Source organism: Asticcacaulis excentricus (assembly GCF_003966695.1).
Classification (GTDB): domain Bacteria; phylum Pseudomonadota; class Alphaproteobacteria; order Caulobacterales; family Caulobacteraceae; genus Asticcacaulis; species Asticcacaulis excentricus_A.
The window spans coordinates 2,184,985-2,201,798 of sequence record NZ_AP018827.1; the positions used below are offsets into that span (position 1 = coordinate 2,184,985).

Genomic DNA, 16,814 nt, shown 5'->3' on the forward strand with positions numbered 1-16,814 from the left:
CCTGTTTATCGTGGTTGACAAGATGCACAACCTTAAGGGCTCCTCCGATTCTACGGCAGACAAGGTGCGGTACATGATGAAGTCAACGGTAAAATTTGCGCTACTGCTGATGGGTGTGACCACAGCCGGGACTGCCGCGGCCGCTGTTGGCGACGGGGTGAACCCCGCCTCGTCGCGCGAATCGTCCTCTCAATGTCCGCCGCATGCCGGCACAAAGGCTACCATGACCGCTCCTGTTAAAGGCTTGCCCTATGCGGGCGACAAAGGTTTCTGTTCGCTGGATGAGTATCTGGCGTTTCGCCAAAAGTTGGGGGCTACGGACCGCCCCTGGTACAAGCTCGTTGCCCCCGGGGTTTATCAGCTGGTTAAGCCGCGCGTGGCGGATCCGGAACCGCAGCACTTTTCACGCGGGCAACTGGCTGAACAGTTTGGCTTCCCCAGGGAGTCGTGAACCACACTCTCTGTCCCGATCCTATTCCTCGCGGAAGGCTCGGTTGAACTGATCGCTGAGGGGCTTAAGGATATAGCTTAGCACGCTGCGACGGCTGGTTTCGATCATCACCTCTACCGGCATCCCGGCAATCAGCCGTTCGTGCACCTCGGCTGGCAGATCGGTCGCCTTCAAACGAAGCCGCGCCCGGTAAAATCCGGCCCCCGTTTTCTCATCGATTTCCACGTCGCCGGAGACCGTATCCACGGCACCGCGGGCTTCGGGCGTTGTATGGCTGTTGAAGGCTGTGAAGCGGATAAAAGCACGCCCGCCCACCTGTACCTGATCGATGCTTTGTGGCGGAACACGGGCTTCCACGATCAGGTCGTCGGCCTCAGGCACAATCACCATCAGCGGCTCGGCGGGCCGCACGACACCGCCAATCGTATGAATGGCGATCTGCTGCACTTCCCCGTCCACGGGCGCGCGAATGTCAACGCGGCTGAGAACGTCCTGTGTGGAGACCCGCCGCTCACGCAGTTCCGCCAGCTTAGCATCGGTCTCCTTCAGGTCGGTCATCACCTCGGCGAGATGCGTTGAATCGAGTTGCATCAGTTGCAGGCGCAGTTCCGAATTCTGGTTATTAACGCGAGCGATTGAGGCCTCGGCCTGACCCCGGTCGCCACTCAGACGCTCGACCATGATCAGCAACTCATTGAGCCGTGACAAAGGTGCATAGCCTTTGCTGTGCAGCTCTCTCACCCCGACCAGTTGCTGCTGCACCAGACGGATCTGTTCAGTTTGGGAGGCAATCTGCGCCCTCAGCCCAACGATTTGGTTTTCGTTCTGAGCAATCTGCTCCCGCAGTTGCGCGCCTTTTTGTACCTTGCTGGCCAGACGCTCCCTCATCAGGCGGCGTTCGGTCGTCAGAATAGCGGCAAACTCGGTATTGTCAGGTACACTGGCCGGCGGGGACAGATCGCTGCGGTTGTCTCGTTCAGCCTCAAGCCGCGCCTTACGCGCCATGAGCTGCCACAACTGGCTGCGAACCGCATTGTCGCTGGCCCCGGCCTGTGTCGCGTCCAGACGTAGCAAAACCTGTCCGGCCTTCACCTTCTGGCCCTCGCGCACAAGGATTTCACTCACAATCCCGCCGTCGCGGTGCTGGATGCGCTTGGTACTCGATTCCACCGATATGCGGCCCGGCGCCAGTACGGCACCGGAAATCTGGGCCACAGAGCCCCAGACGAAAACGGTCAAAAAGAGAATGGTGACAAGGGCGTATCCGAGACGGACCTGTCTTTTCAAGCTGAAATAGCCGGAGGCGTGCGGGGGCAGGGGCTTATCACCCTGATGTATCGAGGGGCTCGGCATATCACTCACCCTGGGCTCCCTTCACGACGCTGAGAGGCTTGGCACCGGCGGGTTGTGGCCGGGCTGGCGCGCTTTCGGGCATGACCTGACGCAATATCTCTTCGCGGGGTCCAAAGGCCTTCTGTTGGCCGTTGGCCAGTACCACAACCTTGTTGACCACCTGAAGCATCTTGGGGCGGTGTGCGATCATGATCACGATCGCGCCGCGGCGGCGGGCATTGGCAACCGCCGTGAGCAGGGCTTTTTCGCCTTCGGCATCCAGTGCCGAATTGGGTTCATCGAGCAGGATCAGAAACGGGTCGCCGTAAAGCGCACGGGCGAGACCGACACGCTGACGCTGACCGATCGACAGACGCGAGCCACGCGGGCCCAAATCTGTGTCGAACCCCTGTTCGAAGCCTTTGATGAAGGTCTCGATATCGGCCATCTGCGCGGCCTTCAGTATTTTTTCCGAAGTGGCGTCGGGCTGAAAACGACTGATGTTTTCCGCAAAGGTACCCGCAAACAGGTCCACCTCCTGCGGCAGGTAGCCGAAGAAGCGCCCGACCGTGGCCTCATGCCACTGTTTGAGTTCAGCACCATCCAGTCGCACCGTGCCCTGCGCGATGGGCCACACGCCCATTAAAGCCCGCGCCAGTGTCGATTTGCCCGATCCGCTGGGGCCAATAATGCCCAGCGCATCCCCCGCCGACAGTTCGAATTTGATGCCGTTCAGTATCAGCCGACGATCCGCGCCGGGGGCGGCGACATACAGGTTTTCGACCCGCAATTCACGCGACGGGGGCGGCAGTTCGGTGGTGGGTGTCAGGGGTATGGTGGACAGTTTTTCCGATAGACGGCCATAGGCCTGCCGCGCATTGACGAAGGCACGCCAGTGACCAATCGCCAGTTCAACTGGAGCCAGAGCCCGACCCAGCAGGATGGATGAAGCGATCATGACGCCCCCCGAAGCGTCACCGTGGATGACCAGCCACGCCCCAAGGCCGAGGGTCAGGGATTGTAGAGACATGCGGACAAAACGCGACATACCGCCATAGTGGGTCGCGCTGTCCGCAGACAGGATCACGGCGTCACCCGCCGCGTGGTGTTTCTGGCTCCATCGTGCCTTCAGGGGGTCGGCCATGCCGAGCGGAAACAGTGTCTCGGCGGCCTGACGTGCCGCCTCTATCTGCTGACTTGATTCCTGCATCCGCTCGGCGGCGTTTTTTTGCAGGGGTTTGGTTGCCCGCTCGGTCAGCCAGGTAATACCAGCCAGCAGTATGATGCCGAGAACGCCCAGCAACCCGATCAGCGGGTGCAACAGGAACATCAGGATCAGGAAGATGGGCGCAACGGGCAGGTCGAACAGCACCGATACGGCCGGGCTGGCGAGAAAGCTGCGCAACTGATCGAGATCGCGATAGGCCGGGATTTCACCGCTGCGCGCCACCGCAGGCAGCCCTGAACGGGCATGGATCAGGAACACAGCCTCCTTCAGGCCATCGTCAAACTGCCGGCCAATACGGGCGAACAGGCGCGAGCGGATACCTTCGAGCAAAGACTGAAAGCCGTAGAGGATCAGAACGATGAAGGTAACGGCCAGAAGCGTGGGTACACTGTGGCTGGGGATGACGCGGTCATAGACCTCCAGCATGTAGAGCGAGCCAGTCAGCATAAGCAGGGTGATGAACAGGCTGAACACTCCGGCGGCGATGAAAGCCGGACGCGCCACTTCCAAGGCGTCACGGATCAGGCTGTAATTGTGCCCCGCACCTTCGTCCTTGCCGTCGAACAAGCGCGTTGCCCGATGCCACTGCTGATTTAGCCACCGTAACACGCCTTTGAACCCCCGGTCCTCTCAACCCTGACCTTTTACCCACATACGGACGCTTAAGGCATAATGCAAATGCCAAACATATGCGATGACGAAGTGAATGATAGTCTTTAAACCGGGCTCGCCCTGTCGTTGTCGCGGCGCAGATCGGGCGGGTAAAATATGGATTGTCGCGCAAAGTCCGGATAAAGCTCTACGAAGGCTCTCAGTTCTGCATCGCGGCGCTCATACTCTTCCGGCCGGTGGTCCGCCCGGCGTGACTGACCTTCCTTGTGCAGCAGAGTTGCCTCCGGCGCATAGATCGCCTTGAGCCCGACCCGGCGCACCTTGAGGCACAGATCGATATCATTGAGACTGACCGGAAAACGCGCTTCGTCAAAGCCGCCGACCTGATCAAAGAGATCTCGGCGGATCATCAGGCAGGCCCCTGTCACCGCATCGACCTCACCGGCAACGGACAGATAGGGATGCGTGCGCCACAGACTTTCCGGCACACCGCGCCAGGGATGACCGGGGCCGGGTATCAAATGTGTCGCCACCCCGGCGTGTTGCAGGTCCCTCGATTCATAAAGCAGGCGCGCACCGACGACACCGACATCTTCGCGCTCGGCAAATCCCGCCATGGCGTAAAGCCAGCTGCCATCCAGCGCTTCCACATCGTCATTAAGGAAGACGAGCAGCGGGTAGCGCGCGGCAGCGGCCCCCCGATTGCACAGGGTGGAAAAATTGAACGGAATATCCTGGCGAATGACGCGGATATGCGGCTTCATCGCGGCATCCTGCAACAGGGCAAGCATGGCCGGATCGGTTGCGCCATTGTCGATGATAATGACTTCGAAGGTAACGCCGTCGATCAGGCGCAGCGAGTCCAGACAGGCCCTCAGCAGGTCATGGCGCGTTTTGGTCGGGATGATAATCGAGACCTCTGGACGGCGCTTTGGTCTGAGCGACTGTTCGGCCAGACGCGGGCTCAGAGACAGCGGCGGTGTCTCTGCGCTACGGGCAAGACTGATACCGATGGCGCTGCCCATCCGGTGGGTTAACAGGTGGCGGGCCACGGTCAGCCATCGTCCGGGGCGCCCCGCAAGCCGCAGGCCCTTGGCGGCATAGAGCCCCAACCTTTTGAAGACGCCCATCCGCTGCATGGATAGGGTGACCTCATCGGGTGTCAGTGACCCGATCAGCCGGTAGTAAAGCTTGTATTCGCCGCGTGGCAAAAACAGAAAGGTACCACTGTCACCGCCCGGATAGATGACCACCCGGCGCAAGGTGTCGATATCCGTAAACTCCAGCTCAAGACCTTTGGAAGCCTGCACGCTGTAAAGGCCACTGAGCCAAAACAGGTTGCGCCCTGGTGAAGGGACGCTCAGATCGCCTTCGGCCCCGAAAACGGCGCTTTGAAAATCCAGAGTCAGGTCCGGTGCGGTGTGGATATACATGCGGTTTAAATAGCGTGGCCCCTGATCCAAGTCGAGGTAAAAGCCCTGAATTGCAATCGGGAAGGAAGTTGCATCTGCGCTTCAGGCGGACAGGCTCTCGAACGTCACGGGCGCGCCCCAGAAGGCTTCGACGATGCGCGATTGCGGGCCGGGCTCGCCCGTCGTCAGGAAGCGGCGCAGGCCGGACGTGCCGATCTGATAGTCCGGGTGGCGGGCCACATAGCGTTCGAGCGCATCGGCGACCGAAGACGGCTGATGGATCAGCGGCGTGCCTTCGGGCAGGGCGGCCTTAAACAGGTCCCCGATGATCTCATAATGCGTGCAGCCCAGTATGGCGCGGTCGGGATAGCGTCCGATGCGAGTTTTGAGCGCCTGCACACGGCTTTCGACCACGGCCTTCAACTTGTCTTCGCTTTCGCCGGCCTCGATCATGCCGGCCAGCCCGATACAGGGTTCGCTGAACACCGCCAGGTCCTGACGGCGTTTGTCGATCTCAATCTCATAGACGCGCGAGCGTGCCGTTGCCGTGGTGCAGAAGATGCCCAGCACATCGACATTCTCGACCTTGGGGCCGCGGCGTTCGGCCTCGTGCTCCCACGGCAGGCCGGTGGCTGCTTCGATGGTCGGAACGATGATCCCCAGCACATTGACGGCTCTGCCCGCGGTCTGGCGATAACCGGCTAACCAGCTCGATTGCAGGCGGCGCAGCGCCACGGCCGATGCGGTATTGCAGGCCAGAACGACCAGAGAGGCCCCGGCCTCGAACAGGGTTTCGCAGCCCTGACGCGTCAGTTCAACGATCTCTTCACCGGAGCGTTCGCCATAGGGGGCGTGCCTCTGATCGCCGAGATAGATGAAATCGGCCCGCGGCATCCGGTCCACCAGCGCCCGGTGAATGCTCAACCCGCCGACGCCTGAATCGAAAACCCCAATAGCCATGTTTGTTTTCCCTTACGCAACCACTCGGCAACGCCGAAAATGAGTGTCCTCTCGTCTATAGACCCGCGCCCTTGTCGCCAGCAAGGGTACATGCTTAGATGATTGCGAATGGAACGGATTTGGCGGCGCTGGGCGTTTATGCCGGAGTCCATAATCGTATTCAGGAGCAGCAGATGGAAATGGATCGTCGCATGGTGATCGGGTTAATGACTTCGGCCGGGCTGATGCCGGGCGTCGCTCTGGCGGCTACGGGCGCGTCGGCGCTGACGGTGGAATGGACCGGCCCCTATGGCGGCATCCCTCCCTTCGATAAGGTCAAGATCGCAGATTTCGAAGCGGCGTTTGACGCGGCCATGACCGCGCAGCGTCAGGAAATTGCGGCGATTACGCAAAACAAGGCCGCGCCCACCTTTGAAAATACGGTCGTCGCGCTTGAGCGGTCGGGACAGGAGATGGAGCGCGTGTCCACGCTCTATGGTGTGTGGAGCGGGGGCCTGTCCACCCCGGAGCTTCAGGCCATTGCCAAGCGCCTGTCGCCCAAGCTGGCGGCCTTTGGCGATGAGATCAATCAGAACGAAGCGCTGTTTCAGAAGATCAAGAGCGTTTATGACCGCCGCGCCACCTTCAAGCTGACGCCGGAGCAGGACCGCCTTCTGTGGGTCACCTATAACGGCTTTGTGCGCTCAGGCGCCGCCCTGACGCCGCAGGCCAAGGCGCGCGTCGCCGAAATCAACAAGGAACTGTCGGTGCTGTTCAACCAGTTTTCCGACAACCTGCTGCACGACGAAGAACAGGTGCTCTATCTCAGCAAGGATGAGCTGCCGGGCGTCCCTGACGGCTTTATGGCTTCGGCGGCCGCGTCGGCCAAGGCGGCGGGTAAGGATGGCCTCTATGCCATCCCGAACACCCGTTCGGCGATGGAACCGGTCACCACCTTCTGCACCAACCGCGCGACGCGCGAAAAGGTGTGGCGTCTGTTCGTCAATCGCGGCGACAATGGCGATCAGTGGGACAACAACGCCCTGATCAAGAAGATCCTCAAGCTGCGCGTCGAGCGCGCCAAGCTGCGGGGGTATAAGACGCACGCCCACTGGCGCGTTGAAAACGCCATGGCCAAGACGCCCGAAAACGCCATGCAATTGATGGAGTCGGTATGGCCGGCGGCGGTCAAGCGCGTGCACGAAGAGGTGGCCGATATGCAGAAGGTCGCCGATGCGGAGAAAGCCGGTATTACCATCGAGCCGTGGGACTACCGCTTCTATGCGGAGAAGGTGCGCAAGGCGCGCTACGACCTCGATGAGAACGAAATCAAGCCCTACCTGCAACTGGATAAGCTGGTCGAAGGTATGTTCTGGGCCGCCAGTCAGTCCTACGGGTTTACCTTCAAAAAGGTGGCCGGTCTGCCCGTCTTCCATGAGGATGTGACGACCTACGAAGTGCTGCGCGACGGCAAGGTGTCGGGCCTGTTCTACTTTGATCCCTACGCACGCAAGGGCAAGCGCTCGGGCGCGTGGATGAACGCCTATCGCAGCCAGTCGAAAGAGGATGGTAAGGCGATCCTTCCGATTGTGTCGAACAATTCCAACTTTATCGAAGCCGCACCGGGTGAGCCCATCCTGATCTCCTGGGATGACGCCACGACCCTGTTCCATGAGTTTGGCCATGCCATTCACGGCCTGTCGTCAAACGTTACCTATGCCTCGCTGTCGGGCACTTCGGTGGCGCGCGACTATGTGGAGTTCCCGTCGCAGGTCAATGAACGCTGGCTCTCGACCCCCGAGGTGCTGTCGCGCTTTGCCCTGCACTACAAGACAGGTGAGCCCATGCCGGCAGCCCTGCTGGAGAAGATCAAAAAGGCCGATACCTTCAATCAGGGCTTTGGCACGGTCGAATATCTGTCTTCGGCCCTGATCGATATGAAGTTGCACCTCGCCGGTGACGCCGATATCGACCCGGACGCATTTGAGCGCGAGGAACTGAACAAGCTCGGTATGCCGAAAGAGATCGTCATGCGCCACCGCACGCCGCAGTTCGCGCACGTCTTCTCGTCCGACGGCTATTCGGCAGGTTACTACAGCTACCTGTGGGCCGATGTGGTGGCGGCGGACTGCTCCGAAGCCTTCGCCGAAGCGCCCAAGGGCTTCTACGATCAGACCGTGGCCGGGCGGATGCTCAAATACACCCTCAGCGTCGGCAACACCATCGACCCGGCGGAGGCCTATCGTCAGTTCCGTGGCCGCGACGCCGACCCGAAGGCGCTGATGCGGGCACGCGGCTTCGCCTGATCAAGGTAGCGAAAGTGTCGTTAAAGGCCGGAACCTCTGATGGGGTTCCGGCCTTTGTGTTCGGGCGCAGGTCGCGCTTGCGCCGCCATTATAAACAACTGACGATGTCCGTATTTCGGCCTGTCGGCTGAGGCGCAACACTGTCTCCACACATGGGAGGCTCAGATGCGCGAACTCAAATCGACGGCGACGGTTATGATCATGGCCTTTGGATTTTGTGCCGCTCTGGTGGCCGGTCTTTCGGTAGGTCTGCCATATTGACGGCAACGTCTTTGGAACATATCATGAACAATTATGAAGAAGACGCTCAAGGAACGCCTCGCCATCCTGTCTGATGCCGCTAAGTACGATGCCTCCTGCGCCTCGTCCGGGACGTCGAAGCGCGATTCGTCCTCGGGCGGGCTGGGGTCCACCGAAGGGTCGGGTATCTGCCACGCCTACGCGCCGGACGGGCGTTGCATTTCGCTGCTGAAGATACTGATGACCAACTTCTGTATCTTCGATTGCGCCTACTGCATCAACCGCTCTTCCTCCAATGTCGAGAGGGCGCGCTTTTCGCCGGACGAGGTGGTGTGGCTGACGCTGGAATTCTATCGCCGCAACTATATCGAAGGCCTGTTTCTCTCCTCAGGCATTATCCGCAATTCCGATTACACCATGGAGCAGATGGTACGCATCGCCCGCGATCTGCGGCTGAAGCACGATTTTCGCGGCTATATCCATCTCAAAACCATCCCTGAAGCCTCTGCCGCCCTGATCGAGGAGGCGGGGCTCTATGCCGACCGTCTATCGATCAATATCGAGCTGCCGACCGATGCCGGTGTCGAGGCCTTCGCTCCGCAAAAGCACCCCGCCAATATCCGCCGCTCGATGGGTGAACTGAAACAGAAGATCGACGCGGCGTCCGAGCCCACCTACAAAAAGCGCCGCAAGCGCTTCGTGCCGGCGGGGCAATCGACCCAAATGATCATTGGTGCCGATCAGACGACGGACGCCACCATTCTGGGCTCCAGCGCCGGGCTCTACAGCCGTTTTCGGCTGCGGCGCGTCTATTATTCGGCCTTTTCGCCGATACCCGATGCCTCAAAAGTGCTCCCACTGATCAAGCCGCCATTGGTGCGCGAACATCGCCTCTATCAGGCCGACTGGCTCTATCGCTTCTATGGGTTCGATATAGGTGAGATCACGGCGGGGCGGCCCGACGGGATGCTCGATCTGGAACTTGACCCTAAACTCGCCTGGGCGCTGGAAAACCGCGCGCGCTTCCCCGTCGATGTCAACCGCGCGGATAAGGAGATGCTGCTGCGCGTGCCGGGCTTTGGTGTGAAGGCGGTGCAGTCCATCCTCAGCGTGCGGCGCTTCCGGCGGCTGAAGCTGGAGGATTTGCAGCGGCTCAAGGTGTCGCTACGCAAGGTCAAGCCGTTTGTCGTCACCGCTGACTGGACGCCGGTGCGTCTGATTGACCGCGCCGATCTGCGCACCCTGTTTGCGCCTGAACCGCAGCAACTGGTGCTGCTATGAAGCGGTTTAGGCTGCGTGGGCGCGGCGACTATGGCGAATGGCGCGATGCGGCGCGCGAGGCCCTCCGTCAGGGCCTGTCGCCCAGAGAGGTGGAATGGGGCGCGACCGGCGCGCAAGCGGGCCTGTTTGATACAGACCTTCCTGCTGATTTCAGGGGGGAGACGACCGAAACCTGCGTAGGGAGGGCCTTCACCGTCCCTTCTGCCTTTGTCGAATTGTCCAAAGCCGTGCTGTGTCACAGCGATTCGCGGCGCTTTGATCTCTGTTATCGCCTGCTGTGGCGGCTTCAGACGGATAGGTCTCTGCTGAGCGTGGTGACCGATCCGGAGGTGGCGCTGGCCCAGGCCTTTGCCAAATCGGTGGGGCGCGATACGCATAAGATGAAGGCCTTTGTCCGCTTCCGTGAAATCCCGACGCCGGGACCGCGCCGCGCCTTTGTGGCGTGGTTTGAACCGGAGCATTTTATCGTCGCGCGCACGGCCGGCTTCTTTCAGCGGCGCTTCAATGACATGGACTGGCTGATCGCCACACCTAAGGGCTCCACCGCCTGGGATGGCGAGGCGTTGCGCGTTAGTGATGATCCGGTCGAAAAGCCTGACATTCGCGACGAGACGGATGACCTGTGGCGCACCTATTTCGCCAATATCTTCAATCCTGCGCGCCTGAAGGTGCGGGCCATGCAGTCGGAAATGCCCAAGAAATACTGGAAGAACCTGCCGGAGGCCGAGCTGATCCCCGATCTGATCCGCAGCGCCGAACAGCGCGTGCGTGAAATGAAAGAGCGCGGTGCCTCAGACACCGCGCCCAGATTTCATGAACGGCTGCAACAAAGGGCGGATCAGTCCGCGCCGAACAGGTCGCGCGTATAGATCTTATCGGCAACGTCTCTCAGTTCATCGGCCAGACGGTTGGCGATGATGACGTCCGACAGGGACTTGAAGGTCGCCAGATCACGGATGACCTTTGAATTGAAGAACTCTTCGGCCTCAAGCGCGGGTTCATAGATCACCACCTCGACGCCCTTGGCCTTGATGCGCTTCATAATGCCTTGCACCGAAGAGTCGCGGAAATTGTCCGAATTGGTCTTCATGGTCAGACGGTAAACGCCTACGACCTTCGGCTTTCTGCGCAGGATGCTCTCAGCAATGAAGTCCTTGCGCGTGGTATTGGCCTCGACGATCGCCTTGATCAGGTTCTGCGGCACTTCCGAATAGTTAGCCAGCAATTGCTTGGTGTCCTTGGGCAGGCAGTAGCCGCCATAGCCAAAGGACGGGTTGTTATAGCCTTTGCCGATGCGGGGATCGAGCGAAACGCCTTCGATGATCTGGCGCGTATCCAGCCCCAGCGCTTCGGCATAGGAGTCGAGTTCGTTGAAATAGGCGACGCGCATGGCGAGGTAGGTATTGGCGAACAGCTTGATCGCCTCGGCCTCATCGCTGTTGGTGAAGAGGACCTCGATGTCCTTTTTCTCTGCGCCGTTTTTCAGCAGGTCGGCAAACAGGCGGGCCTTTTCCGATTGTTCACCTACAATGATGCGCGACGGATAGAGGTTGTCGTAAAGCGCGCGACCTTCGCGCAGAAACTCCGGCGAGAAAATAATGTGGGCGTCGGGGTGCATCGCGCGCAGACGGTTCGTATAGCCCACCGGAATGGTCGATTTGATGACGATGGTGGTTTTTGGATTGACTGACAGGATGCTGGCCGTGGCGGCTTCAATGGAGCGTGTATCGAAACGGTTGGTCGTTACGTCGTAATTGGTCGGGGTCGCGACGATGACGAATTCGGCGTTGCTGAAGGCGTCGTGCGCATCCAGCGTGGCGCGGAAGTTGATCGGCTCGCTGCTCAAATAGCGTTCGATATCGGCATCGACGATGGGCGATTTGCCGGCATTGAGCAGGGCGACCTTTTCCGGGACAATGTCAAAGGCCACAACCTCATTATGACGGGCCAGCAACATGGCGTTGGACAGGCCCACATAGCCCATGCCGGCAATACCGATTTTCATTTTCGCCTCATATATCCGGATCAGGTCGGTCGCCGTGACCTTTTTGCTTTCAGAAAGCCTTTAGGCAGACAGAAAGGGAGTTAAGTGTTGACCCAACCCCACTTCGCTTTATCCCATTGCGAAGCCTTTGGGTATCTGTCGCCTTTGGACGCGGCGGATTTATGACGCGGCCATCGGACGCAGCCCCAGCGATTGCAGCAGGAAGGCGTCGGAACCGCGCTCCGGATTGGGCGTGGTCAGAAGCTGATTGCCGACAAAGATCGAATTGGCCCCGGCCAGAAAACACAGGGCCTGAAGTTCTTCGCTCATCTCGTTGCGACCGGCCGACAGACGCACCATCGACTTGGGGCAGAGGATACGCGCCACGGCGACGGTACGCACAAATTCGACCGGCGTGACGCCACCCTTTATTTTGGACAGTTCACCCAGCGGCGTGTTCGATACCGGCACCAGATTGTTGATCGGCAGGCTGTCCGGATGGGCGGGCAGGGTGGCCAGCTGGTGCAGGAAGGAAACGCGGTCTTCGCGGGTTTCCCCCATACCGACAATGCCGCCGCAGCAGGTCTTCATGCCGACCTCACGCACCGCTTCCAGCGTGTCGAGGCGCTCCTGATAGGTGCGGGTGGTGACGACGCTCTCGTAATATTCCGGCGAGGTGTCGAGGTTGTGGTTGTAGTAATCGAGCCCGGCGTCTTTCAGCGCCCTGGCCTGATCCGGGGTGATCATGCCCAGCGTCGCGCAGGTCTCGAGCCCCAGCGCCTTTACCTCGGCAATCATCTGGCTGAGGGCCGGCACGTCGCGGTCTTTCAGGTCGCGCCACGCCGCCCCCATGCAGAAGCGCTGGGCCCCGCCGTCACGGGCGGCTTTGGCGGCGCTCAACACCTCATCAACCGGCATCAGCTTGGAGGCCTTCAGGCCCGTGTCATGATGCGCCGATTGCGAGCAGTAGCCGCAGTTTTCGGCGCAGCCGCCCGTCTTGATCGACAGAAGCTGCGACAACTGGACTTCGGACGGATCAAAATGCTGACGATGCACGGTGGCCGCGCGATAAACCAGCTCCATGAACGGCAGGTCGAACAAGGCGGCGATTTCCGTCTTTGTCCAGTCGTGGCGCACAGTGGCAAAGGTCGGGGCGGTATCGGGCATCACAAACTCCGGGCTTTTATCCCTGTGCCGCAGCACCAGGTTGACCCTCGTCTAGCGCGATCAGGCAAACCGGTCAAACCCGGCACATGACAGCCCACAGACGGCGCGTTATGGTAACGATGTTGTCGCTGCGCCTGTGGAGATTCGCCATGCCTGATGCTACCGCCCCCCAACACGGGATCAGGGCTTCGCAACTGGTTGACGATCTGGCCGACTCGTTTGGTGATGCGCCCACCGTGACGGTCGGCACGCTGCTCAAAAACCTCGAAGGCCGCGGGCTGGGGCTGTTGCTGATCATTCTGGCCCTGCCGATCTGCATCCCCAACATTCCGGGCATTTCGACCTTGTTTGGTCTGCTGCTGATCGGACCGTCGATCCAGATGCTGCTGGGGCACAAGGCGCTGTGGATGCCGGGATTCATCAAGAACTGGGCGTTCAAAGGCGAGACCCTGCGCGGAGCCTTTCGCGCCTGTGGCGTCGTGCTGCGCAAGGTGGAGTTTCTGACCCGGCCACGACTGATCTTCCTGACACGCGGGGTGTGGCTGTTCTATGCCGGTGCGCAGACGCTTCTGATGGCGCTGATCCTGCTGCTGCCCATGCCGGGGGCCAATGTCATACCGGGTATCGCGGTGGTGCTGACGGGGCTGGGCCTGCTGCAAAGGGACGGGGTCTGCCTGCTGCTGTCCGTCCCCGTGGCGGTCGGCGCGACAGCCTGGGTCTATTTCGGGGCGCGCTACGTGATCGACTTCGCGCTTTGGGTGTGGGATTGGGGGCAAGACGTGATTAATCTGGCTTTTTCGAGCGCGTTATGATCCCTGATATGCTCAGCAGTACCAATGCAAGGCCTGCCCAAAAACTTCCATGCATGAAAAAGGCATACGGGGGATATACCCATAGGAGGGCGGCACCATTATCGCTCCAATGCTTGAAAGCGTAATCTGTCAGCACAAGAGGTGTTACCGTCAGGATGAGACCTGTCAGGGCAACGCAAACGAATAGAAGTCCCTTTTTCATCTCTCCCTCCAAAGTTAACTTGAACAACGTTCAATATGCGCTTTTATCGCCGTGTAAGTCAAGGTCGCGGGAGTCTATTTTTTCATCCATATAAAGACATCTTTATATCTTGATTGCATCCGGCGCCGTGGCCCGCTATAAGACGGCAACATTTGAAACTATGGATGCACCCCAATGGCCGCTCAAGACTTTATCGTAAAAGACCTGTCCCTCGCTGACTGGGGCCGCAAGGAGCTCGACATCGCCGAAGGCGAGATGCCGGGTCTGATGGCGACGCGCGAGGAATACGGCCCGTCGCAGCCGCTGAAAGGCGCGCGCATCGCTGGCTCGCTGCACATGACCATCCAGACGGGCGTGCTGATCGAGACGCTTCAGGCGCTGGGGGCCGAAGTGCGCTGGGCCTCGTGCAACATCTTCTCGACGCAGGACCATGCCGCCGCCGCCATCGCTGCCAAGGGCACGCCGGTGTTTGCCATCAAGGGCGAAACCCTCGAAGAATACTGGGACTACGCGCACAAGATTTTCGAATGGCACGACGGCGGCTATCCGAACCTGATCCTCGATGACGGCGGCGACGCGACCCTGCTGACCGTGCTGGGGCCGAAGGCCGAAAAGGATGCGTCTATCCTCGACAGCCCGACCAATGAGGAAGAAGAAGCCCTCTATAAGGTCATGAAGCGGTACTTGAAGGAAAAGCCGGGCTTCTATTCGGCCATCCGCGACGCCATCACCGGCGTGTCTGAGGAAACCACCACGGGTGTCCACCGCCTGTACGCTATGGCGCAAAAGGGTGAGCTGCCCTTCCCGGCGATCAACGTTAATGACTCGGTGACCAAGTCGAAGTTCGACAACCTCTATGGCTGCCGTGAATCGCTAGTCGATGCCATCCGCCGCGCCACCGACGTGATGCTGGCCGGCAAGGTCGCGGTTGTCCTCGGTTATGGCGATGTGGGCAAGGGCTCGGCGGCATCTCTTCGCAATGGCGGGGCGCGCGTCATCGTCACCGAAATCGACCCCATCTGCGCCCTTCAGGCCGCCATGGAAGGCTATGAAGTGCGCACCGTTGAAGAGGTGGCCAAGGTTGGAGACATCTTCGTCACCGCCACCGGCAACAAGGACGTCCTGCGCCTCGAACACATGCGCGAGATGAAGCACAACGCCATCGTCTGCAACATCGGTCACTTCGACTCGGAAATTCAGGTCGCGTCCTTGCGCAACTACAAGTGGGACGAGATCAAGCCGCAGGTCCACCATGTCGAATTCCCGGACGGTAAGAAGATCATCGTCCTCTCCGAAGGGCGTTTGGTCAATCTCGGCAACGCCACCGGCCACCCGTCCTTCGTCATGTCGGCCTCGTTCACCAACCAGACCCTGGCGCAGATCGAGCTGTGGACCAATAACAAGGCCTACGACAAGCAGGTCTATACCCTGCCGAAGAAGCTCGACGAAAAGGTCGCCCTGCTGCACCTCGAAAAGCTGGGCGCCAAGCTGACGACGCTCAATGCGGAACAGGCTGACTATATCGGTGTGCCGGTCGAAGGCCCGTTCAAGCCGGAACACTATCGTTACTGATATTTCCTAAAGGCTGTCCCCATATTCCAGGACCTCCGGTACCACCGGAGGTCTTGACTTTTTACAGCCCTATCCCGGTAAAGTCGGTCATCCAGTTGCCTAACCGGTATTTGTCGGCGCATAGTCGCCACCTGTCCGGAAACAGTTTGTATTCCAAGGATGATTTATGAAAATCTTACCGGTCATCATGTCGGGTGGGTCGGGTACGCGCCTGTGGCCCCTGTCCACGCCTGAACAGCCCAAACAGTTTCACGCGCTGGCCACCCGGCACACCATGATTCAGGAAACGGCCCTGCGTCTGTCGGGGGCGGGTTTTCTGAAACCTGTGGTCATTTGCGGCAAAAGCCACGAAGCGCTGGCGACGGCGCAGCTTGAGGCTATTGACCTCACACCGCAGGCGGTCGTGCTCGAACCCTTTGCGCGCAATACGGCGGCTGTGGCGGCGGTGGCGGCCCTGATCGGTCTGGAGATCGACCCGGAGGCGCTGGTTCTGCTGGTGCCTGCCGATCACATGATCTCAAAGCCGGAGGTGTTCCGCGACGCCCTTGACCGGGCCGCCGCGACGGCCACGGCCCGCATCGTCACCTTTGGCATCACCCCCACCGCTCCGGAGACGGGCTTCGGCTACATCCAGCGCGGCGAGCCGCTGGCCGAAGGCGTCTATGGTATCCGTCGCTTCCTCGAAAAGCCAAACTTTGAAACCGCCCAAAGCTATGTCGCCGATGGCGGCTATGACTGGAATGCCGGTATCTTTCTCTTCTCACCGCAGGTGATGCTGGAGGAGTTGAACCGCTATGAGCCGGATGTCCTCACCGCCACGCAGCAGGCCTTTGACAGGGCCTCTCTGCAGGGCGTCACGCGCACGCTTGACCCGGAAAGTTTCAAACTGTGTCCCTCTATCTCTATCGACTACGCGGTGATGGAGCGCACCTCACGCGCCGCGACGGCCCCTTGCGATATCGGCTGGGCGGACGTGGGCGGGTTCAGCGAACTGTGGCGTCTGGGGGCCAAGGATGATGTCGGCAACCACGCGCAGGGGCGTACCATCCTGATCGACGCCCACAACTGCCTGATCCGCGCCGAAGGGCCGCCTGTGGCCATTATCGGGCTCGATGACATTATGGTCGTGTCCACGCCGTCGGGCATTGTCGTCGCGCCCATTTCGCGCGCACAGGACGTCAAGCTGGCGGCAGAAGCGGCCAAGCGGCTGAGCGAAGTTAGCGACGGTTAGGGAGATGTAGAGCGAAATGATTTATTTCGCTCAAGCCGCCATTGA

At 60.1% G+C, this 16,814-nt stretch carries 13 protein-coding genes; 7 read left to right on the plus strand and 6 right to left on the minus strand.

From position 1 onward, the window contains the following. The first annotated feature begins 73 nt into the window (after window positions 1-73). Complete coding sequence (locus EM6_RS10100) at window positions 74-451, plus strand: hypothetical protein (RefSeq protein ID WP_126422435.1); 378 nt, start codon at window positions 74-76, stop codon at window positions 449-451. 21 nt (window positions 452-472) lie between these two features. On the opposite strand, the gene EM6_RS10105 is transcribed toward EM6_RS10100, so the two are convergent. The 4 genes from EM6_RS10105 to EM6_RS10120 all read right to left on the minus strand — a co-directional run bounded on the left by EM6_RS10105 (window position 473) and on the right by EM6_RS10120 (window position 5,995). Then, entirely contained in the window at window positions 473-1,804 is a 1,332-nt protein-coding gene (locus EM6_RS10105; RefSeq protein ID WP_145987684.1) for an HlyD family type I secretion periplasmic adaptor subunit, read from the minus strand. A gap of 1 nt (window position 1,805) precedes the next feature. Next, window positions 1,806-3,620 carry a type I secretion system permease/ATPase gene (locus tag EM6_RS10110; RefSeq protein WP_126422439.1) on the minus strand — a complete coding sequence of 605 codons (1,815 nt, stop codon included), beginning with the start codon at window positions 3,618-3,620 and terminating at the stop codon, window positions 1,806-1,808. Window positions 3,621-3,727: 107 nt separating this feature from the next. Beyond that, a complete protein-coding gene (locus EM6_RS10115; RefSeq protein ID WP_126422441.1) occupies window positions 3,728-5,056 on the minus strand; it encodes a glycosyltransferase family 2 protein in 1,329 nt (442 codons plus the stop codon). A gap of 81 nt (window positions 5,057-5,137) precedes the next feature. After that, window positions 5,138-5,995 carry a glutamate racemase gene (locus EM6_RS10120; protein WP_126422443.1) on the minus strand — a complete coding sequence of 286 codons (858 nt, stop codon included), beginning with the start codon at window positions 5,993-5,995 and terminating at the stop codon, window positions 5,138-5,140. Window positions 5,996-6,168: 173 nt separating this feature from the next. Between EM6_RS10120 and EM6_RS10125 the strand changes: the two genes are divergently transcribed. From EM6_RS10125 to EM6_RS10135, 3 genes are all read left to right on the plus strand, one after another. Further along, complete coding sequence (locus tag EM6_RS10125) at window positions 6,169-8,280, plus strand: M3 family metallopeptidase (RefSeq protein ID WP_126423005.1); 2,112 nt, start codon at window positions 6,169-6,171, stop codon at window positions 8,278-8,280. Window positions 8,281-8,574: 294 nt separating this feature from the next. Beyond that, window positions 8,575-9,801, plus strand: coding sequence for a putative DNA modification/repair radical SAM protein (locus EM6_RS10130; protein ID WP_126422445.1), 1,227 nt, complete (start codon window positions 8,575-8,577; stop codon window positions 9,799-9,801). Further along, window positions 9,798-10,670: a TIGR03915 family putative DNA repair protein gene (locus EM6_RS10135; protein ID WP_126422447.1), complete on the plus strand. Its 873-nt coding sequence runs from the start codon at window positions 9,798-9,800 to the stop codon at window positions 10,668-10,670. Before EM6_RS10130 ends, EM6_RS10135 begins: the two co-directional genes overlap by 4 nt. Here EM6_RS10135 and EM6_RS10140 read toward each other — a convergent pair. Together EM6_RS10140 and bioB are read right to left on the minus strand one after the other, a co-directional pair. Next, complete coding sequence (locus EM6_RS10140) at window positions 10,640-11,806, minus strand: nucleotide sugar dehydrogenase (protein WP_126422449.1); 1,167 nt, start codon at window positions 11,804-11,806, stop codon at window positions 10,640-10,642. The two genes, EM6_RS10135 and EM6_RS10140, sit on opposite strands and share 31 nt — an antisense overlap. A 159-nt stretch (window positions 11,807-11,965) precedes the next feature. Then, a complete protein-coding gene (gene bioB, locus EM6_RS10145; protein ID WP_126422451.1) occupies window positions 11,966-12,952 on the minus strand; it encodes a biotin synthase BioB in 987 nt (328 codons plus the stop codon). Between the two features lie 149 nt (window positions 12,953-13,101). Between bioB and EM6_RS10150 the strand changes: the two genes are divergently transcribed. From EM6_RS10150 to EM6_RS10160, 3 genes are all read left to right on the plus strand, one after another. Continuing rightward, window positions 13,102-13,764 carry an exopolysaccharide biosynthesis protein gene (locus EM6_RS10150; protein WP_126422453.1) on the plus strand — a complete coding sequence of 221 codons (663 nt, stop codon included), beginning with the start codon at window positions 13,102-13,104 and terminating at the stop codon, window positions 13,762-13,764. Between the two features lie 376 nt (window positions 13,765-14,140). Continuing rightward, on the plus strand, window positions 14,141-15,538 hold the full coding sequence (gene ahcY, locus EM6_RS10155; protein ID WP_126422455.1) for an adenosylhomocysteinase: 1,398 nt from the start codon (window positions 14,141-14,143) through the stop codon (window positions 15,536-15,538). A 166-nt stretch (window positions 15,539-15,704) separates the two neighbouring features. After that, window positions 15,705-16,769, plus strand: coding sequence for a mannose-1-phosphate guanylyltransferase/mannose-6-phosphate isomerase (locus EM6_RS10160; RefSeq protein WP_126422457.1), 1,065 nt, complete (start codon window positions 15,705-15,707; stop codon window positions 16,767-16,769). The last annotated feature ends 45 nt before the right edge of the window (window positions 16,770-16,814 follow it).